The organism is Paeniglutamicibacter sp. NPDC091659, from assembly GCF_044756805.1.
In the GTDB taxonomy this organism is placed as follows: Bacteria; Actinomycetota; Actinomycetes; order Actinomycetales; family Micrococcaceae; genus Paeniglutamicibacter.
This window is the reverse complement of sequence record NZ_JBIVTO010000005.1, coordinates 190,172-211,176: the sequence shown is the minus strand read 5'-3', so window position 1 is coordinate 211,176 and position 21,005 is coordinate 190,172. Positions and strand designations below refer to the sequence as shown.

18 protein-coding genes and 2 tRNA genes are annotated in these 21,005 nt (G+C 63.5%); 8 read left to right on the top strand and 12 right to left on the bottom strand.

The window, feature by feature from the left end; translation table 11 throughout:
• Window positions 1-174: 174 nt before the first annotated feature.
• The 11 genes from ACIQLF_RS11460 to ACIQLF_RS11410 all read right to left on the bottom strand — a co-directional run bounded on the left by ACIQLF_RS11460 (window position 175) and on the right by ACIQLF_RS11410 (window position 9,373).
• Window positions 175-792, bottom strand: coding sequence for a DsbA family protein (locus tag ACIQLF_RS11460; protein ID WP_400298221.1), 618 nt, complete (start codon window positions 790-792; stop codon window positions 175-177).
• 69 nt (window positions 793-861) lie between these two features.
• A complete protein-coding gene (gene clpX / locus ACIQLF_RS11455) occupies window positions 862-2,154 on the bottom strand; it encodes an ATP-dependent Clp protease ATP-binding subunit ClpX (RefSeq protein WP_400298218.1) in 1,293 nt (430 codons plus the stop codon).
• A 157-nt stretch (window positions 2,155-2,311) separates the two neighbouring features.
• Window positions 2,312-2,971: an ATP-dependent Clp protease proteolytic subunit gene (locus ACIQLF_RS11450; protein ID WP_400298216.1), complete on the bottom strand. Its 660-nt coding sequence runs from the start codon at window positions 2,969-2,971 to the stop codon at window positions 2,312-2,314.
• Between the two features lie 44 nt (window positions 2,972-3,015).
• Window positions 3,016-3,609, bottom strand: coding sequence for an ATP-dependent Clp protease proteolytic subunit (locus ACIQLF_RS11445; protein ID WP_400298461.1), 594 nt, complete (start codon window positions 3,607-3,609; stop codon window positions 3,016-3,018).
• Between the two features lie 261 nt (window positions 3,610-3,870).
• Window positions 3,871-5,229 carry a trigger factor gene (gene tig / locus ACIQLF_RS11440; protein ID WP_400298213.1) on the bottom strand — a complete coding sequence of 453 codons (1,359 nt, stop codon included), beginning with the start codon at window positions 5,227-5,229 and terminating at the stop codon, window positions 3,871-3,873.
• An 85-nt stretch (window positions 5,230-5,314) separates the two neighbouring features.
• A tRNA-Pro gene (locus ACIQLF_RS11435) sits at window positions 5,315-5,389 on the bottom strand.
• A gap of 274 nt (window positions 5,390-5,663) precedes the next feature.
• Window positions 5,664-6,383: a lysoplasmalogenase gene (locus tag ACIQLF_RS11430; protein ID WP_400298210.1), complete on the bottom strand. Its 720-nt coding sequence runs from the start codon at window positions 6,381-6,383 to the stop codon at window positions 5,664-5,666.
• A gap of 122 nt (window positions 6,384-6,505) precedes the next feature.
• Window positions 6,506-6,579, bottom strand: a tRNA-Gly gene (locus ACIQLF_RS11425).
• Between the two features lie 239 nt (window positions 6,580-6,818).
• The gene (locus ACIQLF_RS11420) at window positions 6,819-7,787 is read right to left on the bottom strand and encodes an Fpg/Nei family DNA glycosylase (RefSeq protein ID WP_400298207.1); all 969 of its coding nucleotides are present in this window, start codon (window positions 7,785-7,787) and stop codon (window positions 6,819-6,821) included.
• Between the two features lie 17 nt (window positions 7,788-7,804).
• On the bottom strand, window positions 7,805-8,278 hold the full coding sequence (locus tag ACIQLF_RS11415) for a ribose-5-phosphate isomerase (protein ID WP_400298204.1): 474 nt from the start codon (window positions 8,276-8,278) through the stop codon (window positions 7,805-7,807).
• Between the two features lie 66 nt (window positions 8,279-8,344).
• Window positions 8,345-9,373 carry a DUF1648 domain-containing protein gene (locus ACIQLF_RS11410; RefSeq protein WP_400298201.1) on the bottom strand — a complete coding sequence of 343 codons (1,029 nt, stop codon included), beginning with the start codon at window positions 9,371-9,373 and terminating at the stop codon, window positions 8,345-8,347.
• A 397-nt stretch (window positions 9,374-9,770) separates the two neighbouring features.
• Here ACIQLF_RS11410 and ACIQLF_RS11405 point away from each other — a divergent pair, with 397 nt between their 5' ends.
• From ACIQLF_RS11405 to ACIQLF_RS11380, 6 genes are all read left to right on the top strand, one after another.
• Window positions 9,771-10,799 (top strand): LacI family DNA-binding transcriptional regulator, encoded by a 1,029-nt coding sequence (locus ACIQLF_RS11405; RefSeq protein ID WP_400298198.1) that lies wholly within the window; start codon window positions 9,771-9,773, stop codon window positions 10,797-10,799.
• Between the two features lie 126 nt (window positions 10,800-10,925).
• Entirely contained in the window at window positions 10,926-12,218 is a 1,293-nt protein-coding gene (locus ACIQLF_RS11400; protein WP_400298195.1) for an extracellular solute-binding protein, read from the top strand.
• Between the two features lie 74 nt (window positions 12,219-12,292).
• A complete protein-coding gene (locus tag ACIQLF_RS11395; protein ID WP_400298193.1) occupies window positions 12,293-13,258 on the top strand; it encodes a carbohydrate ABC transporter permease in 966 nt (321 codons plus the stop codon).
• A 1-nt stretch (window position 13,259) separates the two neighbouring features.
• On the top strand, window positions 13,260-14,186 hold the full coding sequence (locus ACIQLF_RS11390; protein ID WP_400298190.1) for a carbohydrate ABC transporter permease: 927 nt from the start codon (window positions 13,260-13,262) through the stop codon (window positions 14,184-14,186).
• Window positions 14,187-14,255: 69 nt separating this feature from the next.
• Window positions 14,256-15,764 carry a glycoside hydrolase family 32 protein gene (locus ACIQLF_RS11385; protein ID WP_400298187.1) on the top strand — a complete coding sequence of 503 codons (1,509 nt, stop codon included), beginning with the start codon at window positions 14,256-14,258 and terminating at the stop codon, window positions 15,762-15,764.
• A 71-nt stretch (window positions 15,765-15,835) separates the two neighbouring features.
• Window positions 15,836-16,798 carry a carbohydrate kinase gene (locus ACIQLF_RS11380; RefSeq protein WP_400298184.1) on the top strand — a complete coding sequence of 321 codons (963 nt, stop codon included), beginning with the start codon at window positions 15,836-15,838 and terminating at the stop codon, window positions 16,796-16,798.
• Here the strand turns inward: ACIQLF_RS11380 and ACIQLF_RS11375 are convergent.
• Window positions 16,795-17,661 (bottom strand): aspartate dehydrogenase domain-containing protein, encoded by an 867-nt coding sequence (locus ACIQLF_RS11375; RefSeq protein ID WP_400298182.1) that lies wholly within the window; start codon window positions 17,659-17,661, stop codon window positions 16,795-16,797. The two genes, ACIQLF_RS11380 and ACIQLF_RS11375, sit on opposite strands and share 4 nt — an antisense overlap.
• A 192-nt stretch (window positions 17,662-17,853) precedes the next feature.
• On the opposite strand from ACIQLF_RS11375, the gene pepN reads away from it, so the two are divergent.
• A complete protein-coding gene (gene pepN / locus ACIQLF_RS11370; RefSeq protein ID WP_400298179.1) occupies window positions 17,854-20,397 on the top strand; it encodes an aminopeptidase N in 2,544 nt (847 codons plus the stop codon).
• A 131-nt stretch (window positions 20,398-20,528) separates the two neighbouring features.
• Window positions 20,529-21,002: an OsmC family protein gene (locus ACIQLF_RS11365; protein WP_400298177.1), complete on the top strand. Its 474-nt coding sequence runs from the start codon at window positions 20,529-20,531 to the stop codon at window positions 21,000-21,002.
• Window positions 21,003-21,005: the final 3 nt, after the last annotated feature.

Here is a 21,005-nt window from a genome sequence, read left to right as displayed (position 1 = left end):
CCACGACCACGTCTCTGCGTCTTTGGTTTTTGTTCGGCATCATTCCGGTAGTGATGCGTATATCTTTTATACGCACTCCTCCGGGCACAGGCAAGGGCCGGGGCAGAAGTTTGTGCTCCACCCCAGCCCTTGCCGGAAATTCCTAGATGTACTGCCTCTTGACGGCTTTTCCGCCTAGTTGTTGCTGAAGTCTGGCTTCTCGTTGCGGCTGCGCTTGAGCTCAAAGAAGTGCGGGTAGGCTGCCAGCGTCACCGTCGCGTCGAACATCTTTCCTGCTTCTTCGCCGGCCGGCACCCGGGTGATGACCGGGCCGAAGAACGCGGTGCCGTTCAGTGACATGATTGGGGTTCCGACGTCCTGGCCGACCTGCGAGATGCCCTTGTCGTGGCTGACACGCAGGGCGTCATCGAAGTCGGTGGTCGATGCGACTGCCGCGAGTTCCGCCGGGAGCCCCACGGTTTCAAGGGCGCGGGAAATGACCTCGTCGTAGTCGGTGACCTTTTCGTGGTGCAGCATCTCGCCCATGGCCGTGTACAACTTGCCGATGACTTCCTCGCCGTGCGCCTCTGCGGCGGCAATGATCACGCGCACCGGACCCCAGGCCTTGGCAAGGAGTTCGCGGTACGTTTCGTTCAGGCCTTCGCGGCCGTCGTTGAGCACGGCAAGCGACATGACGTTCCAGGCGACTTCAACGTCGCGTACCTTTTCGACTTCGAGCACCCAACGTGAGGTGGCCCAGGCGAATGGGCAGGCAGGATCGAACCAAAAATCGACACGGGTTTTCTCGGACAAGTGCTTTGCTCCTTTTGTGGACTCGGATGGCCCGCCGAAATGCGTGCGGGCTTCAATCAGTGATGAAAATCAGGCCGACTTTTTGCCACGCTTGGCGGCAAGCTGCTCGGAAATCAAGGTGGGTTCGCCGCCGTTGACCACGACATCGGCCGTGATGATGACCTCCGCGATGTCGTCGCGGCTGGGCATCTCGAACATGGTGGCGCTGAGGGTTTCCTCAAGTATCGCACGAAGGCCGCGGGCACCGGTGGCGCGGGCCAGGGCAAGGTCGGCGATTGCTTCAAGCGCGGCGGGTTCGAAGGATAGCTCGACTCCGTCCATCCTGAACATCTTCTGGTACTGCTTGATCAGTGCGTTCTTCGGTTCGCTGAGGATCTTGATCAACGCTTCGCGGTCGAGCTTTTCCACGGTGGTGATGACGGGCAGGCGGCCGATGAATTCGGGAATCAACCCGAACTTCAACAAATCCTCGGGTCGTACGTCCGAATATGACGCTTCCTCGGACTTGAGCGCCGAGAGCGGCGCACCAAAACCGATTCCCTTGCGTCCGGCACGCGAAGAAATGATTTCCTCGAGTCCGGCGAAGGCGCCCGCAACGATGAATAGCACATTGGTGGTGTCGAGCTGGATGAATTCCTGGTGCGGATGCTTGCGGCCACCCTGCGGCGGCACCGCGGCGACAGTTCCTTCTAGGATCTTCAAAAGCGCTTGCTGCACGCCCTCACCCGATACATCGCGGGTGATCGAGGGGTTCTCGCTCTTGCGGGAGATCTTGTCGATCTCGTCGATGTAAATGATGCCCTGCTCGGCCTTCTTCACATCGTAGTCGGCCGCTTGGATGAGCTTGAGGAGGATGTTCTCGACGTCTTCGCCCACATAGCCGGCCTCCGTCAACGCCGTGGCATCCGCTACGGCAAACGGCACGTTGAGTCGGCGGGCCAGGGTCTGGGCCAGGTAGGTCTTGCCGCAACCGGTGGGACCGATGAGCAGGATGTTGGACTTCGCCACTTCGACTTCGTCCAGCGAGTTGGCATCGGACAGTGCGGATACCGACTTGGCTGCGGCCCCGCCCTGGATGCGCTTGTAGTGGTTGTAGACGGCGACGGCCAGCGAACGCTTGGCGCCTTCCTGTCCAATCACGTATTCCTGCAGCGAGTCGAATATTTCCTTGGGCTTGGGGAGCTCGAAGGTGGTTCCCTCTTCGACCTCGGCCAGTTCTTCTTCGATGATTTCGTTGCATAGTTCAATGCACTCGGTGCAGATGTAGACACCGTGCCCGGCGATTAACTTGCGAACCTGCTTCTGGCTCTTCCCGCAGAAGGAACACTTGAGCAGATCAGACCCTTCACCCATGCGTGCCATAGTGCTGGTCCCCTTATCTGGTACCGGTAGAACCGGTCCGAGAGACCGGCAATGCTGAACTGTCTTAACTCTATGACAGAGGAGCGTCGGAATGGGCGAACGGGTGGTGCGTGGTGCGAATTTCACACACCGCACACCACCCGTTGCCGACGCTATATTAGTGCGAAATAGCCTGTGGCTTGATCTTACGCGGGGTAAGAACCTCGTCGATCAGACCGTAGATTTTTGCTTCCTCTGCCGTCATGTAGAGGTCTCGTTCTATGTCGTTGCCGACCTCTTCCGAGGTCTTGTTGCTGTGGCCGGCAAGCGTAGTTTCCAGCCAGGCACGCATGCGCATGACTTCTTCGGCCTGGATCTGCAGGTCGGAGGCCGTACCTCGCTCGCCGCCACCCATGGCCGGCTGGTGGATCAGGATGCGTGCATTGGGAAGCGCCAGGCGCTTGCCCGGTGCACCGCCCGCAAGCAAAACCGCGGCGGCACTGGCGGCCTGGCCGAGGCACACGGTCTGGACCTCGGGGCGGATGAACTGCATCGTGTCGTAGATGGCGGTCATCGCGGTGAACGAGCCACCCGGCGAGTTGATGTACAGGGTGATGTCGCGCTCCGGGTCCATGGACTCGAGCACGAGCAGCTGGGCCATGACATCGTCGGCGGAAGCGTCGTCGACCTGTGCACCAAGGAAGATGATGCGGTCTTCGAAGAGCTTCGCGTACGGATCCTGGCGCTTGAACCCGTAAGGGGTGCGCTCCTCGAACTGCGGAAGGATGTAGCGTGCCGACGGCATTTCGCCGGAAGTGGCGTGCGGGGTGAAATTCATCGTGTCTCCTGGGAAATCAGTTGGGTCTGCTGGATTCCGTCGCGTTACTTCGCGACCCCGCCGCCACCGGAGACGATGCCGGATGACTGGGCGATGTGGTCAAAGAAGCCGTATTCGAGGCCCTCGGTGGCAGTGAACCACTTGTCACGCTCGTTGTCCTTGAGGATGGTGTCCACGGTCTGGCCGGTCTGGGTGGCAGTGAGCTCGCTCATGACCTTCTTCATGTGAAGAATCAGTTCCGCCTGGATGCGGATGTCCGAAGCCGTGCCGCCGATGCCGCCGGATGGCTGGTGCATCAGGATGCGGGCGTGCGGCGTGGCGTAGCGCTTGCCCGGGGTGCCCGAGGAGAGCAGGAACTGTCCCATGGAAGCGGCGAGGCCGGTTGCCACGGTCACCACGTCGTTGGGGATGTACTGCATGGTGTCGTAGATCGCCATGCCCGCGGTGATGGATCCACCCGGGGAGTTGATGTACAGGTAGATGTCCTTCTCCGGGTCCTCCGCGGAGAGCAGGAGCAACTGCGAGCAAATGGCGTTCGCGTTGTCGTCTCGGACTTCCGAGCCGAGCCAGATGATCCGCTCCTTGAGGAGTCGATTGTAGATGTAGTCCTCACGTGCGGCCGGGTCAACCGAAGCCATAGTGGGAGTGCGGGAGTCACTGGACATGTTCTGATACCTCTCCGTGATGCCGTGGCCCGATGTTCTGTCCGTCGGGCCACTGGCGCTTTACTTCTTTGAACATTACTGCCTTGGCAAGCCACTTTGGGAGTTCATTGGCAACTGTTCGCTGTCGGCGCATGGCCCGTGTCCGGCCCATCGCCGAGGGCTTAAAGAACGATCGCGGGGCCACCATTGGTGACCCCGCGATCGGGAAAACTTACCGCCTGGGCGGTGCAGGAGTTACTCTGCGGATGCTGCCGAAGCCGAGGATGCGGACGATGCCGAAGACGCGGAGTCTTCTTCACCTTCGGCGCTGACGAACGAGCTCAGGTCAACGACGTTGCCCTTGGAGTCGGTGACGACTGCCAGTTCCAGGACCTTGGCAAGTGCCTTGCGGCGGCGAACTTCGCCAACCAGCATCGGAACCTGGCCGGCACCGTCGAGCATCTGGGCGAACTGGTTCGGATCCATGCCGTACTGGCCGGCGGTCTGAACGATGTAGTCGATCAGTTCGGACTGGGCAACGCCAATCTTCTCTGCTTCGGCAACTGCGTCCAGGACGATCTCGTTCTTGAAGGCCTTTTCGGTGTTCTCGCGAACCTCGGTGCGGTGTTCTTCGGTGTCGTGCTCTTCACCTTCGTTGTGCGCACCCTGTTCGAAGTGCTGCTCAACCTGCTCGGTGATGACGGATTCCGGAACCGGAACCTCAACGAGGGCCAGCAACTTCTCGAGAACGAGGTCGCGGGCGGCAACGCCCTGCTCCATGACCTTGGACTCGGCTGCGTCCTTGGCGAGGGATTCGCGCAATTCGGCCATGGTGTCGAATTCGGAAGCCAGCTGGGCGAAGTCGTCGTTGGCCTCGGGAAGCTCGCGCTCCTTGACGGCGGTAACGGTGACCTTGACCTGCGCGTCGGCACCTGCGTGCTCGCCGCCGGCCAACTTGGTTTCGAAGGTTGCATCCTCGCCTGCGGACAGGCCGGTGACTGCTTCGTCCATGCCCTCAAGCATGGTGCCGGAGCCAACCTGGTAGGACAGGCCGGTTGCGGAGTCGATCTCTTCGCCGTCAACGCTGGCAACCAGGTCAAGGGTGATGAAGTCGTTCTCGACGGCCGGGCGCTCGACGGTCTTCAGGGTGCCGAAGCGGCCGCGAAGGTCCTCAAGTGCCTTTTCGATGTCTTCGTCGCCGGCTTCGAGAGCTTCAACGGTAACTTCGAGACCCTTGTAGTCCGGCAGTTCGATGCTCGGGCGGATGTCAATCTCGACCTGGAAGGCGAGCTGGCCTTCGCCAGCAACCTCTGCGGACGGGGTTTCGGTGATCTCGACCTCTGGACGCGACAGCGGAACGATCTCGTTCTCGGTGACGGCCTTCTGGTAGAAAGCGTTCATGCCCTCGTTGATAGCGGTCTCCAGGACATAGCCACGGCCCACGCGCTGATCAATCATGCGAGACGGAACCTTGCCGGCGCGGAAGCCGGGAACCTGGATCTGCTTGGCGATGGTCTTGTACGCCTCGTCAATGCTTGGCTTCAGTTCCTCGTAGGGAACTTCAACGGTGAGCTTGACCCGAGTAGGGTTGAGGTTTTCGACGGCGCTCTTCACAGCGTTGTACTCCTGGTGTGTGATGTTTGGTCTAACTGGACTTCAACCCCACAACGGAAACCGTTGCGGGGTTGAAGGTACAGAGTCGGGGTGACAGGATTCGAACCTGCGACCTCACGCTCCCAAAGCGCGCGCTCTAGCCAAGCTGAGCTACACCCCGATTAGTGCAGAAACAGTCTATGCAGATACTGCTTGTTTCTACTAATCGGCCCGTCAACCAGAAGTTTGGATTTCGTTGACGGCGCGGAATAAACATACTAGGAGTTTGTCGAAAACCCAATTCGAGGGGTCGATCCGCGGAATTTCGGGGTTTTCGAGGCAAAAACCCTGGATTCGCAGCCCAAAAACACGCTTTTTCGCCATTTTCGACGCTCAAACTGGCGATTTTGGACAACTTTTGGCACTTTTTGTGACGAGGATTACTGCATTTAGTACTATTTGGGCACGTATGCGCCTTCCGCGCCCGGCGAAATGGGTGAATCAGCCACGGCGGACCGCTCCCGGAGCTTCTGCACGACGCCGTGGACGATCAGTCCCTGGCCGATCGTGTAGGTGCCCATGATGAGCAGGTCGATCTGCCAGAAATGAAAACCGGGCACAAAGAGGTCGAGGGACAAGACCGAATCGGAGATCACGAACAGCGCGGAGCCGAGGGCGGTTGCGCGATTGCCGCAGCCGCCCAGGATTGCCATCGTCAGAATCAATAGTGCGTAGGTGGCGACGGCCGGCGCCATCCCGCCCGCGTGGGGCAACACGATGGACAGCACGAAGATCAGCAGCGGAACGTAGAGCAACGTCCACTTTGCGGCATTGCGTGGGCGCAGGCCCAGCCCCCATGAGAAGAGCACGATGTAGGAGAGGTGCGCAACGGCGAAAGCACCCAATCCGCGCAGGAATTCCGAACCGCCCAGATCCGAGTTGTCCCCCAGGCCTGATCCCACCAGTGCCGTGGCACCAAGCGCGATCGCCAACCAATTGCTTCGCGGGGCGGAAATCAGGAATGCCAGCAGCAAGGCAAGCATCAACCAGGTTTTTGTCCAGTCTGCCACCGCCACATCGCCGGCGGCCTGCCCATAGAGGTGGACAACGGTCAATATCGCGAATGGCACGTAGGGCCAGCGAGGTACCCGCTCCGTGCCTGTCAGTGTGAGCATGGATAAACCTTACGCCCGCAAGTATTGGGGCGTGGGCCAACTTTTTTGCCTACAAGCCAAAAAGCGAAATCCTTGAAAAACAGAAAAGCGGCTTGGTTTCCGTGGAAACCAAGCCGCTCACTTGGAGGGGATGACGGGAATCGAACCCGCGTAATCAGTTTGGAAGACTGAGGCTTTACCATTAAGCTACATCCCCGTGTTGTTTCACCTTGTCGGTGGCAACGGATAAAACCTTAGCACCACATTTCCGCACTGTGCAAATCGGCGCTTCCGAATGCCTCGATCCTTGTCACTGCGCAAGTATGCGCCGGCACCCAGCCCGCGCGGATCCCGCGAACTCCGCCCGGAATGGCCGGACGTTCGGCAACGGGCTTCACCCCCCTGCCGGCACGCCGCTGCAGCCCGCTTCCTGACGGGGATCTCCGGCCGGTGTGCCTAACGCGTGGTGCGTTTGCGGGCATTGGGCTGGCAGCCGGGGCACCAGTAGAGTTTGCGGCCGGCCACTTCCATCAGCGCGATGCCGGCATCGCACAGCCTGCATTGCTGGTGCTGGCGCTGGTAGGTGTAGTAGGCGTTGTCCGGCCAGATCGGGCCCGCGGCATTACGGTGTTCGGGGCGCGTGGTGATGATCTTTCCGTCGCGGACGCCGTCTTCCATGATCGACACGATGTCCTCCCACAGGGCCGCAGCCCGGGGCTTGGACAGTTCGTTGGACGGCATGAACGGGTCGATGTTGCAGCGGAAGAGCGCCTCGGCGCGGTAGATGTTGCCGACCCCGGCCAGCACGGCCTGGTCCATCAGCGCGGTGCCGATCGGCGTCTTCTTCTTCGCCAGGCGGGCGATGAAGTCCTGCCTGGCGGCCCCGGTGTCCGCGGTGATTTCCGCGAGAGAACCGCGGCCCTTGGCGAGGTTGAATTCCCCGGCTGCGGCGACTAGCGGGTCGGGGCCGAGCTTGGCGCGCGCCGTGGCAGCCTGTTCTTCGGTGAGCACCTCGCAGGCGGTGGGGCCGCGCAGGTCCGCCCAGCCGTGGGCGGAGACCAGCCGGGCGCGGACCTGGCCGACGGGCTCCGGCGGGCCGTCGTAGGGTCCCTGGTCGGCGGCGGCGGCCTGCTCGGATTCGCCCACGCGGCGCGGCGCGCCGATGGAGGAGGCCCCGGAGAAGTGCCCGTCTCCCCCGAAGCTCCAGGCCCCGTAGAGGCCCAGGTGCACGCGCAGGACAAGGTCGTTCCCGAAACCCAGGAACAGCTGCTTGCCGTGGGCGTGCGATGACACCAGTTGCTGCCCGTCGATCAGCTTCGCGGCGGGCGCGAACCGGCCCTGCGGCGAGGAAACGGCAAGGACCTGCCCGCCAAAGACGTCGTCAAATTGGCGGGCAAGTCGATGTACCGAGTGGCCTTCGGGCATGGTGCGTGCGGCCCTGGCTAGGCCACGACCTCGCCGGTGGTCTCGTAGGTGGCGATCTTGCCGATGCGGCGGATGTGGCGTTCGACGTTGGAGAACGGCTCGTTCAGGAATGCCTCGATGATGCCGGTGGCTTCCTCCAGCGAGTGCTGGCGGCCGCCCACGGCCACGACGTTGGCGTTGTTGTGCTCGCGGGCCAGGCGCGCGGTGTCCAGGTTCCAAGCCAGGGCGGCGCGGATGCCGACGACCTTGTTGGCGGCGATCTGCTCGCCGTTGCCCGAGCCGCCCAGCACGATGCCCAGCGAGTCGAGGCCCGCGGCCTGGTCGGCCACGACGGCCAGGGCCGCGTTGATGCAGAACGAGGGGTAGTCGTCCTCGGCGTCGTAGGCGGTCGGACCGTGATCGACCATTTCGTAGCCCTTGGCCGTGAGGTGCTCGATGAGGTGGGCGCTGAGCTCGAGGCCGGCGTGGTCGGTGGCGATGTGAACGCGCATGTGAAATGTCCTTAGACGCTTGTGGGGAAAGTTCGGATCCAGCTTATCTTTACCGGCGGGGCGCCGCTAAGTTCGTGACCCGGCGTCCGGGTGTCCGGCCGCAAGCTGGTTGAGCAGCCGCGCCATGGCGGTGGCATCCTCCATGGCGGCCGCCGAGTAGATGCGGGCTCCCCCGCGCTTGCGCTCCACCACCACGCCGGGACCCTTCCCGACGATGAAGGCGACGCCCGCGCCGCTGACGCGTAGGCCCCAGCCGCCGAATTCGGCCGGGGTGATTTCCCGGCCCTCCGCTCGATGGATGTCCTCCGGGTGGACGTGCAGCAGTTTCACGAGGCCGCCGCCGTAGACGCGGATGCCGTCATCGTCGACCACGACCCTGCCGGACAGGAAACACACGCCGGACAGCAACACCGCGGCGACGACCAGGACCAGCAGCCAGAGGTCTGCCGCGTTCTCGGCCGAAACGTAGAGGGCCAGCACCAGCATTCCGATCAGCAGCGCCGCCAGCACGGCCAGCACCCATTTGGGGCTCTTCACCGTGGATACGAGCGTGGTGCCGGGAACCATGGCCAAGCCCGATGTCTGGCCCGATGCCGTCGCCGCCTCCCCGGGCGCTTCGGCGGCTGGCAGGGACTTGGCCACCAGTCGTGCGGAGATGACTCCCCACAGGATCGCCAGCGCCAGGCCCGTGAACAGCACCGGCAGGTTCATCCTGGTGCCCAAGGCCTCCGGCGCGTCGAGTTGGCCCACGGTGCCGGAAAGCAACAGGCCGCAGATGCCGACCAGCAGGCCATTGCCGAGCCCGGCAAGCAGCGGCACTCCGGAGGTTTTCCCGGGTCCCGGGGTGACAAATGAGCACAGCGGCATGAGCACCCCAATGAAAGCCAGGGTCACCGCCCCGATCACCAGCTGAAAGGCAAAGCTGCCGGTACCATCGGCAACGCCGGCGCCATTCCAGTGCGTGGCCATTGGATCCGGCAAGCGACCGTGCCAGGTCAGCAGCGCAAGCACGTGGGCAGCCATTGCCGCACCCATCGTGCCAAGACTCAGGGCCCAGAAGATCGAGCTGCGGTTCCGGTGCGTGTATTCGGCCATGATGGCGGGGTTCCTCCTGGGGATGGATCGTCATTCGAGGCTTTGATCGACCCTATATAGATTTCGGTGGAGATTTCGGACTTGGGATTCGGCCCTGAGGTGTGGCGACCCATCTCCGCCCGGGGTGGCGTGCCGCCACGTCGATCATCAGCCTCATCAACAACCGGTACCCCAAGCAGTCGGGAAATGGCACGCGACGGGCACACCAAGCGAGTTCCCTGGCCCCGCGACAGGATCGGCTGGATCGGCTGGATCGGTCGAGCTTTGGGTGGGCCGTCGGGTCGCCCTGCCCTTGCTCCTGGCGTGCCGGCGGAGCGCCTGCGGTCATGTGGTTGACACTACAAAACGTTTTGCATAGTGTGTCTGAAGCAACAGCCAAAACGTTTTGCAGGGAGTCATGATGAAGAAGGTCGGCATCCGGGATGTAGCCACAGCCGCACAAGTTTCAGTGACCACCGTTTCGCATGCACTGAATGAAACCCATGCCTCCCGCGTCAACCCGCAGACCCGCGCCCATATCCAAAGCGTAGCCGCACAACTGGGCTACTCACCCAACAAGCTGGCCAGCGGCCTGCGGACCCAGCGCTCAAACTTCCTGGGACTGGTGAGCGACGAGATCGCCACCACCCCCTTTGCCGGCGAGATGCTCCAGGGCGCGCAGGATGCCGCCTACGAACGCGGATGGCTCGTCATGATCCTGGATAGTTCAATGGACCTGGAACTGGAGAAACACCAGATCAATTTCCTGCTGCAGCACCAGATTGACGGCCTCATCTACGCCAGGATGTTTCACCAGGAAGTGGTGCTTCCGGCCCAGCTGGCAAAGACGCCCGTTGTTCTGCTGGATGCGGTTTCGGGGGACGGAAGCAACTCCTCGGTGGTTCCGGACGAGGTCGCCGCGGCCTCGACAGCCACCACCGCATTGATCGAGGCCGGCCACCGCAGGATCGGCTTCATCAACAACCGCGATGACATCCCAGCCACCCACGCACGATTGCACGGATACCGGGAAGCGCTGGACAAGCACCAGATCGATTTTGATCCGTCCCTGGTGATCACCGCGGCTGCCGATGCCTCGGGCGGCCGAGTGGCAGCGCTGCAGATGCTTGCCGCCGAGACACGCCCCACGGCTGTTTTTTGCTTCAACGACCGCATGGCCATGGGAGCCTACCAGGCGGCCGGATCCTTGGGGCTACGAATTCCACACGATCTCTCGGTCATCGGGATCGACAACCTGGAACTGATTGCCGATGAACTCTGGCCTGGCCTCACCACTGTTGCCCTCCCCCATTACGAGATGGGAAGTTGGGCGGCCGAACGGCTCCTTGACGAAATCGAGGGAAAGGCCGGCGCCTCGCAGCTCCACCAAAAACTCGACTGCCCACTGATCGAACGGGCGTCGATTGCGCCCCCGACGCCAGGATAAGACACGACTTCCACTCGGCGATCCTGAAACAAATAGACGGGGTGCGCGGCTGCTGTAACAGCCACGCACCCCAGGTTGAGGAACCGAACAAACCGCTCAAGAATCCATCAGAAAGATTCGAACATCATGAAATCTCGTTTCACGAGGGTCCTCGTCTCAAGCCTAGCGGCTGCGGCGCTGGCAGCCACATTGGCATCATGCGGCTCCGCCAGCTCCAGCAACAAGGATGGGGCCGGTGGCCGGCTCACGCTCTGGACCCACAATGCAGGAAACGCAACCGAACTGGGTGCCGTCCAGGAAGTGGTTGACGCATTCAACTCCAGCCAAACGGAAGCCACCATCACCATCCAGGCTTTCCCCCAGGACTCCTACAATGATTCGGTGGTGGCCGCGGCATCGGCCAACAAGCTCCCCTGCCTGGTCGAAATCGACGGACCGAATGTTCCCAACTGGGCCTGGGCCAAGTACCTGACCCCGCTGAAACTCTCAACAGATCTTTCGCAGAACCTGCCCAGCACCCTGGGCGCCTGGAACGGCGAGACCTACGCGGTGGGCGCCTATGACGTGGCGCTGACGTTCATGGCCCGGAAATCGGATCTTGACGCGGCCGGCATCCGGGTTGCAACCATCGACAAGCCCTGGACCAGGGACGAATTCGATGCCGCGTTGGCTTCGCTGAAACAACTCGGCCGTTGGGATCATCCGCTGGACCTGGGCACCTCAGGCGTCAGCGAATGGACCCCTTACGCATACTCCCCCCTGATGCAGTCATTCGGCGGCGACTTGATCAACCGCAACGGTTTCCAGAGCGCCGCCGGAGTGTTGAATTCCGAGGCATCCATCGCCTGGGGAACCTGGTTCAGGGGCCTTGTCGAACAGGGCTACATGGCGCAAAAGAGCGGCAAGGACTCCACCCTGGATTTCATTAACCACAAGAGCGCAATCCTCTATGCCGGAAGTTGGGCCTCCAATACCGCCCGCAAGGCACTGGGTGATGACTTGGTCATCATGCCCTCGGTTGACCTGGGCAAAGGCCCCAAGATCGGCGGCGGCTCCTGGCAGTGGGGCGTGAGCACAGGCTGCCAGAACCCCCAGGCTGCCATGGATTACCTCGACTTCTCACAGCGGCCGGAAAACATCGCCAAGGTGGCTTCGGCCACCGGAACCATCCCCGCGACGGAAGCCGCCGCCGCGCTGGTCCCCGGATTTGAAGCGGGCGGCACGAACCGCATCTTCATGGACTTCTCTAAGAAGTTTGCAGTGCTCCGCCCGGAGACCCCCGCCTACGCCTTTATTTCCTCGGAATTTGAAAAGGCCACCCAGGACATTCTCGCCGGCGCGCCCCCGCAGAAGGCACTAAACCGGGCCGCCAAGAACATTGACGCGAACATCAAGTCAAACAACGGCTACAAGAACTAGTCAGCTTCGAGGTGCCCCGCTGGATCCCCTCCATCGCCGCGCCCTCAAGCCCTGAGAGACACGGGAACAAAACCATGAATACCTTGTTGGCCCAAAAAACCTCGGCTACGCCCCTCGACGAAACCCAGCTGCGGGTTCCTGCACCGACACGGCGCCCGGCATCGCGCGAAAAGCGCCGCGAACAACGCACCGGTTGGCTCATGCTCAGCCCCGCGGTTGTGCTACTGATTCTTTTCATCCTCGTGCCGGCGGTATTGTCCTTCGGCCTGGCATTTACCAACGCCAGGCTGATTTCCCCGCACCCGGCAACCTTTGTGGGTCTTGATAACTTTGCCCGACTCTTCACCGATGAAACGTTCTACCGTTCACTGCTGAACGTCGCCTACTTTGCGATCATCGTGGTGCCGCTCCAAGCCGGTGTTGCCCTGCTGATGGCAATCCTCATCAACACCAAGATCCGCGGTGTGACATTCTTCCGTACCCTGTACTTCCTGCCGGTGGTTACCTCGATGGTGGTGGTCTCCCTGCTATGGATGTTCATCTACAGCCAGGACGGACTGCTCAACGAGATCATCTCGAAGGTCTCCTTCGGAACGCTTCAGGGCGCGGATTGGTTGAACAACCCCTCGACCGCATTGCCGGCCATCATGATGATGTCGGTGTGGCAGGGCGCGGGTTTCCACATGATCATCTGGCTCTCGGGCCTGCAGACCATTTCGGCCGAACTCTACGAGGCAGCCGACCTTGACGGCGTGAGCCGCTGGCAGCGTTTCAAGTACATCATCTGGCCCGGTCTCACCTCCACCAGGAACCTGATCCTGGTCACCATCACTATCCAGGCGTTGAGCCTCTTCACGCAGACCAACGTCATGACCCAGGGCGGCCCGCTCGATTCAACGACAACCATCGTCTACCAGGCGGTTCGTTCGGGATTCAAGCAGCAGGAGACCGGCTACGCGGCGGCGATTTCCGTAGTCTTCTTCGCCCTCGTCCTCATCATTTCGGCAATCCAGCGCTACCTCACCCGAGAGAAGTCCTGACATGACAACCATTCTTGAGCAAGCCTCCCAGCAATCCCCCGAAGCGGCCCCTGCCCGGAAATTCCGGCTGCGCGGCATTTCGGCATGGGCAATCCGGGTTCTGCTTGGCATCGTCTTCTCCTTCCCGTTGCTGTTCATGTTTGTGTCCTCGCTGAAGCCCGACGCACAGATCTTTGGCGACCTGTCCTCGATGGCCGCATTCCTCCCCGTTGGCGATTTGTCCACCGAGAACTACCAGGCCGTCTTTGAGCGGGTTCCCGCGGCACGCTTCCTGATCAACTCCATTGCGATCGCCGCGGTGACGGTCGCCCTCGGGGTGCTCATCAACAGCCTTGCCGCATTCGCGCTTTCGCGTTTGCAGATGCGCGGCAAAGGAATCATCCTGACGCTGATCATTGCCACGCTGATTGTCCCGTTCGAAACCCTTGCCCTCCCGTTGGTCTGGTGGGTCAACAAACTTCCCTGGCTGGAAATCAACGGGTTCTCCCTGTCGCTGACCACCGGGTGGCTTGACACCTACCAGGTGCAGATCATCCCGTTCGTCGCCAACGCATTCTCCATCTACCTCTTCCACCAGTACTTCGAATCCATTCCCAAGGAATTGGACGAGGCGGCACGCGTTGACGGAGCCGGCTGGTTCAAGATCTACTCGCGGATCATCATGCCGCTGTCCGGTCCGGCCATCGCAACCGTCTCCATCCTGACATTCCTGCCGGCCTGGAATTCATACCTCTGGCCGTTGATGGTGGTGCAGAGCGAAGAATTGCGCCCGGTCATGGTCGGCGTCCAGTACTTCTTCCAGCTCAACGTGTCCTGGGGCGAAATCATGGCCTATTCCTCGATGATCACTCTGCCGGTCGTCGCACTGTTCATTGCCTTCCAGCGTTCATTCGTCAACAGCATTGCCTCAAGCGGGGTCAAGGGCTAGCCAGCGCACCCTTCGCACCGCATCCCGGATAGTGCCGGGAACATACAACCACCCTGAGAAACGAGCACCATGTCGGCATCACCCGCCCAGACCGCCGAGGATTTTCGGCCGGCCTTCCACTATTCGGCGAGCAACACCTGGCTCAACGACCCCAACGGGCTCATCTTCCATGGCGGCCTGTACCACCTCTACTACCAGAACAACCCGCTGGATAGCGTGTGGGGCAACATGTCCTGGGGCCACGCAACGTCCACCGACTTGCTGAGCTGGACCGAGCACCCGGTGGCGATCACCTTTGACGAGCACGAAGACATCTTCTCCGGGAGCATCGTCTTTGACCGGAACAACACCAGTGGCTTCGGCACCGCTACGTCGGCCCCCTTGGTGGCCATCTACACCAGCGCCTACAAGGCGGCCTCCGAACACCAAGGGACCCAGGCCCAGTCCCTGGCCTACAGCCTCGACGGCGGATACAGCTGGACCAAATACGCGATGAACCCCGTATTGACCCGCAATTCCCCCGATTTCCGCGACCCCAAGGTTTTCTGGCATGAGGGTGAGGCCGGCGGGTACTGGGTCATGGTCGCCGTCGAGGCCCTCGACTACCAGGTGGTGCTCTACAAGTCCATGGACTTGATTGGCTGGGAGTTGCTCAGCAGCTTCGGCCCGGCCAACGCCACGGGCGGGATCTGGGAATGCCCGGATCTCTTCCCGCTGCCGCTGGACGGGGATCCCGAAAACATCAAGTGGGTGCTCACGGTGAACCTGAACCCCGGCGGGCCCAACGAGGGTTCGGCCGGGCAGTACTTCGTCGGCGGCTTTGACGGGACCCGCTTTGTCTCCGAAACTACGGTGACCGAGGGCATGGAAGATGCGGCACGCATCAACGACTACCAGTGGCTCGACTGGGGCCGGGACTACTATGCGGCCGTTTCGTTCAGCGATGCCCCGCAGAACCGCAGGCTCATGATCGGATGGATGAACAACTGGGACTATGCAAACCAGATCCCGACGGCACCGTGGCGCAGCCCCATGTCGCTGGCCCGCGAGATCAGCCTGGCCAGCATCGAGGGACAACCGCGGCTGATCCAGAACGTGGCAACCGGTTCATCCGGGGCACCGGCACCGCTTTCAACCTTTTCCCAGCCTGCGGGCCCGGTGCGGGAGGGAACCGTCGTGCTTCCCGGAGCCGCGGGCCGCGTGCAGCACCTCGAATTCACGGTGGAGGCCGGGAGTGCGCAGGAAGTCGGGCTGGTCGTCCGTGGCAGCGGAAACGAGGGCACCCGCATCGGCATCAACCCCGCCCGGGGCACCATTTATGTTGATCGCAGGAACTCGGGTGCCACCGGCTTCCACGAATCGTTCCCGTCGATCGATTCGGCTCCCCTGCGGGCTGTTGACGGTTCCTACACGCTGGAGATCTACGTGGATCACTGCTCGGTGGAGGTATTTGCCGCCGACGGGCAGGTCACCCTGACGCAATTGATATTCCCGTCCCCGGACAGCCAAGAGGTATCGCTCTTTGCCACCGGCGGCACCGCCACCCTCGGCGCACTGAGGATCAGCACCTACGCCTAGTCCCCCGCCGACGTGCCGGCACCGGCATCTCCGGACACCCACCCGCACACGCACCTGCGAAAGGAATCAACATGCAACCGGTCGATACATCCACCAACGCCGTGCCGCCATTGGAAGTCGTCGTGGTGGGCGAGGCCCTGATCGACATCGTCGAGTCGGCTTCGGGAACCACCGAGCATCCCGGCGGTTCACCCGCCAACGTCGCCTACGGGCTCGGGCGGCTCGGGGTAGCCACGGGGATCTTGACGGCACTGGGCGAGGATGCGCGGGGAACCGCGCTTCGCGAACACCTGCACCGCGCCAAGGTGGCGGTCATCCCCGGTTCCAGCGTGCTGGGCCGCACCGCCACCGCCACGGTGAACCTTGGAGCCGATGGCTCGGCCAGCTACCTTTTTGACATCGACTGGAAACTTGACGGTGCACCGTCGCTTGGCACCCCGCCGCTGATCCACACCGGATCCATTGCAACGTTCCTTGAACCGGGTGCCGGTGCGGTGAAGGCGCTGCTGCGGCGCCATCGTCCGGATAGCCTCATCACCTACGACCCGAACATCCGGCCGGCGCTGCTGGGAAATCATGCGCAGGCGCTTGCCTCGTTCGAGGAAATTGCCGGGCTGGCGCACCTCGTCAAGCTCAGCGACGAGGATGCCCGCTGGCTCTATCCGGGGCTGGACATCGCGCAGGCCACACGGCGGATCCTCCGGTTGGGTCCCGACCTGGTGGTGGTCACCCGGGGTGCGGAGGGTTCGCTGCTGGCGACCGAGGATGGATCGGTGGTGGTTCCCTCTGTGAAGACCACGGTGGTTGACACCATTGGTGCCGGGGATTCCTACATGGCGGCCCTGGTTGCAATGCTTGTGGCCGCGGGATCCGTGCCCACGGAGCCGGGGGCACTTGAGGAATTGGGGCGCACCGCCTCGATGGCCGCAGCCATCACCGTGGGCAGGGCCGGGGCCAACCCGCCGCGGGCCGAGGAACTGGAAATGCGCCTGGCCCGGGAATCGGCCCGAACCACCGGCACGCGCCGTGGCTAGATGAAGTGCGGGCCGACGCCGGCAAGCCGCAACAGCCCGGAGGCCATCGCCCGTGCGGTGAGCGCGCTGGTGGCGGGGTTGTGCGGATCCGGGGCGTTGGCGATGCTCAGCTCGTAGGAGCCCGCGCTGCCGCGGATGCCGATCGCATGGTGTGTCTGTGTGGCGGCCGGGTCCGCGGTGATGGTGACATGCACCAGGCCAAGGTCTCCGGCCGCAAGCCCCAGCGCCGCCGCGACATTGATGTTTGACGGAAAGAGCGCCACGGCCCGGGCCACGGTTCCCGCAAAGACCGTCCGGGGTTCCCCCAGGGTTGCGGCTTCGTTGATCCAGGCGCGCAGAGCCTCGGGCAGGCCCGCATGCAGCAGCGCGGCCGGCGGCTTGCGGGTGTCCAGCTCGATGGACCGGATGGTTCCGGCGGAGGCCCGGATGAGGTCGAGTCCCCCGATGGCCCCGGTGGACAGGTAGGTCCTTCCCGGGCCGGCGTCCAGCAGTGCCGTGCGCAACCCGGCGTCCACCAGGGCGCCGAGCGAGGCAACGAGCAGGTCGGTGCCGGAGGCGATGATGGCCGGGCCCAGCGCGCGCACCGCGGCCGGGGATGCGCATTCGGCGATGACATCCGCACGCTCGAGGGCCTCGGCCAGGGTGAGCACGGGCAACCGGGAGTCGGCATCGCCCACGCATCGCCGGGTGGCCGGATCCGCGGCAGGCCCGGTTTCCTGACCGTTTCCCTGCCCGGTGCCAGTGGATCCGGCGGTGCGGTCAAGCACTCCCAGCACCTCGATGCTCGGCGCATGCCGCTCCAGCATCCCGTGCAGCGAGCGCCCGATCGCGCCGTAACCCAGCAGCACCACATTCAATCCCATGTCACCCATCAAACCAGCGTTTCGTCCAAATTGCGGTTCACACTTGCGGCGCGGTGGGGTGGTGGTGAGAGAATGGACACAATGTTCAGGGCTTGCTTCACACCTGCGGTCTTGGTGCGGTGCACCGCCGTCGAACACACCAGTCGAACACCACTTGCCGCATATCCCGATCGAAAGGCGCCTGAGCCGACCATGCCAGGAATGAACCTCACCCGCGAAGAGGCACAAACCCGTGCCGAACTCATCACCGTCGACTCCTACGAGGTTGCCTTGGACCTCACCGGGTCGGACACGGTCTTCGGCTCGCATACCACCGTCCGCTTCGGCGCCGTGCCGGGATCCAGCACCTTCATCGACGCAGTGACCGCGACCGTCCGCTCGGTGAACCTCAACGGCACCGAGCTTGACCCGGCCGAGGTTTCCGACGGCGTGCGCATCACGCTGCCGAACCTGGCAGCCGAGAACACCCTGGTCATCGACGCCGACGCGCTGTACATGAACACCGGCGAGGGCCTGCACCGCTTCGTGGACCCCGTCGATGCGGAGGTCTACCTCTACTCGCAGTTCGAGGTGCCCGACTCCCGCCGCGTGTTCGCCGTCTTCGAACAGCCCGACCTGAAGGCCACCTTCGCGTTCACCATCACCGCGCCGGACCACTGGGACGTCATCTCCAACGCCGCCACCCCGGAACCGGTCCCCGCCCACGAGGGCGCCAAGACCTGGGCCTTCGCGCCCACCGCGCGCATCTCCTCCTACATCACCGCGCTGATCGCCGGCCCGTACCGGTCCGTGCGCTCGGAGCTCACCAGCAGCGACGGCCGCACCATCCCGCTGGGCGTCTTCGCCCGCGCCTCCCTCATGGAGCACCTGGACGCGGAGAACATCTTCACGCTCACCCGCCAGGGCTTCGAGTTCTTCGAGGAGCAGTTCGGCACCCCGTACCCGTTCGAGAAGTACGACCAGCTCTTCGTGCCCGAGTTCAACGCCGGCGCCATGGAAAACGCCGGCGCCGTGACGTTCCTGGAGTCCTACGTCTTCCGCTCGCGTCCCACCGACGCCATGGTGGAGCGCCGCGCGGTGACCGTGCTGCACGAGCTGGCCCACATGTGGTTCGGCGACCTGGTGACCATGCGCTGGTGGAACGACCTGTGGCTGAACGAGTCGTTCGCCGAGTTCATGTCCACGCTGGCCGCCGCGCAGAACACCGAGTTCACCCAGTCCTGGACCACGTTCAACATCATGGAGAAGACCTGGGCCTACCGCCAGGACCAGCTGCCCTCCACGCACCCGATCGTCGCCGAGATCAAGGACCTCGAGGACGTGCAGGTGAACTTCGACGGCATTACCTACGCCAAGGGCGCCTCCGTGCTGCGCCAGCTGGTGGCCTGGGTCGGCCAGGAGCAGTTCATGGCCGGGGTGCGCACGTACTTCGCCAAGCACGCCTGGAAGAACACCGAGCTGCCCGACCTGATGCGCGAACTCGAGGATTCCTCCGGCCGCGACCTGGCCAAGTGGTCCGAGCTGTGGCTGGAGACCGCGGGCGTGAACACGCTGCGCGCGCAGATCGCGACCGACGACGCAGGCACCATCACCGGGTTCGAGATCACCCAGACTGCGGTCGCCGAGCACCCGACGATCCGCCCGCACCGCCTGGCCGTCGGCTTCTACGACTTCGACGAAGACGGCAAGCTGGTGCGCGTGCACCGCGAGGAACTCGACGTCGCGGGCGATTCCACCACGGTCGAGCCGGTCATCGGTCTCAAGCGCCCGGCCCTGGTGCTGGTCAACGACGACGACCTGGCCTACGCCAAGATCCGCCTGGATGAGCTCTCGCTGGCCACCGCCACCAACCACCTGAAGGACTTCGGGGCCTCGCTGCCGCGCACGCTGGTCTGGGGTGCCGCCTGGGACGCGGCGCGCGACGCCGAGACCCCGGCACGCGCCTACGTCGACCTGGTGCTCAACAACATCGGCCACGAGTCGGACTCCTCGGTGGTCATGGTGCTGCTGCGCCAGCTGAACACCGCCCTGGACTTCTACGTCGACCGCTCGGTCGCCGCGGAGGTCGGCACCCTGGCCGCGGACCGCCTCTGGGCCCTGGCCAACGAGGCGGCGGCCGGATCGGACTCGCAGCTGCAGTTCACCAAGGCCTTCGCCCTGCGCGCCGACTCGGCTGAGCAGCTGGATTCCGTCGCGGCCCTGCTGGACGGCCGGCTGGTGCTCGAGGGCCTGCAGGTCGACACCGACCTGCGCTGGGAGCTGCTGTCCTCGCTTGCCGCCGGCGGCCGCGTGGGCGTGAAGGAAATCGACGACGAGCTGGCCGGCGACAACACCGCCAACGGCAAGCTTGCCGCGCAGACCGCCAAGGCCGCCATCCCCACCGCCGAGGCCAAGGCCGCGGCCTGGCGGGGCGTCCTGGGCGGGGAACTGTCCAACCTGGAGCAGCGCGCCGCGATCACCGGCTTCAACCGCGTGCACGACGCCGCGCTGATCGCCGGCTACGCGCAGGACTACTTCGAGGCGGCCCGCACCGTGTGGGACACCAAGAGCTACGAGATCGCCCAGCAGATCATCGTCGGCCTCTACCCGGCCGCGCAGACCAGCCAGGGGACCCTGGATGCGACCGACGCATTCCTGGGCACCCTCGACGAGGACTCGCGGGCGCTGCGCCGCCTGGTCCTCGAAGCCCGCGACGGAGTGGTTCGCTCACTCGCAGCCCAGGCCGCCGACAAGTAACAAGTAGGACCACGCAGTAACAGGGGGCCGTGCGGAAACGCACGGCCCCCTGGCGTCCGGCACGAACCTTTCCGGCCGCTCGGACAGTCACGAATTGCGCGGACCCCTCGGACGTGCAAGAGAATGGAACCATGAACCTGGCTTTGCACAACTACTCCGTCTCCATCCACTGGACAGGCAACCGCGGCGAGGGCACCGCCAGCTACCGCGGCTACGGCCGCGACCACGTGGTGTCCGCCGACGGGCTGCCGGACCTGCCGGGCACCGCAGACCCGACGTTCCACGGCGACCGCGACCGCTGGAACCCGGAGCAGCTGCTGCTCGCCGCGCTCAGCCAGTGCCACATGCTTTCCTACCTGCACATCGCGGTGAAGCACGGGGTGGTTGTCAGCGGGTACGACGACGCCGCCGCCGGCACCCTGCGGCTGAACCGCGACGGCAGCGGCGAGTTCCTCGAGGCCACGCTGCACCCGCGGGTCGCCCTGGCCGACGAATCCCAGCGCGAGCTCGCGGATTCGCTGCACCGCGAGGCAAACTCGGTGTGCTTCATCGCCCGCAGCGTCAACTTCCCCGTGCACCACGCACCGGTCACCCCGGAAGCCTGAGCC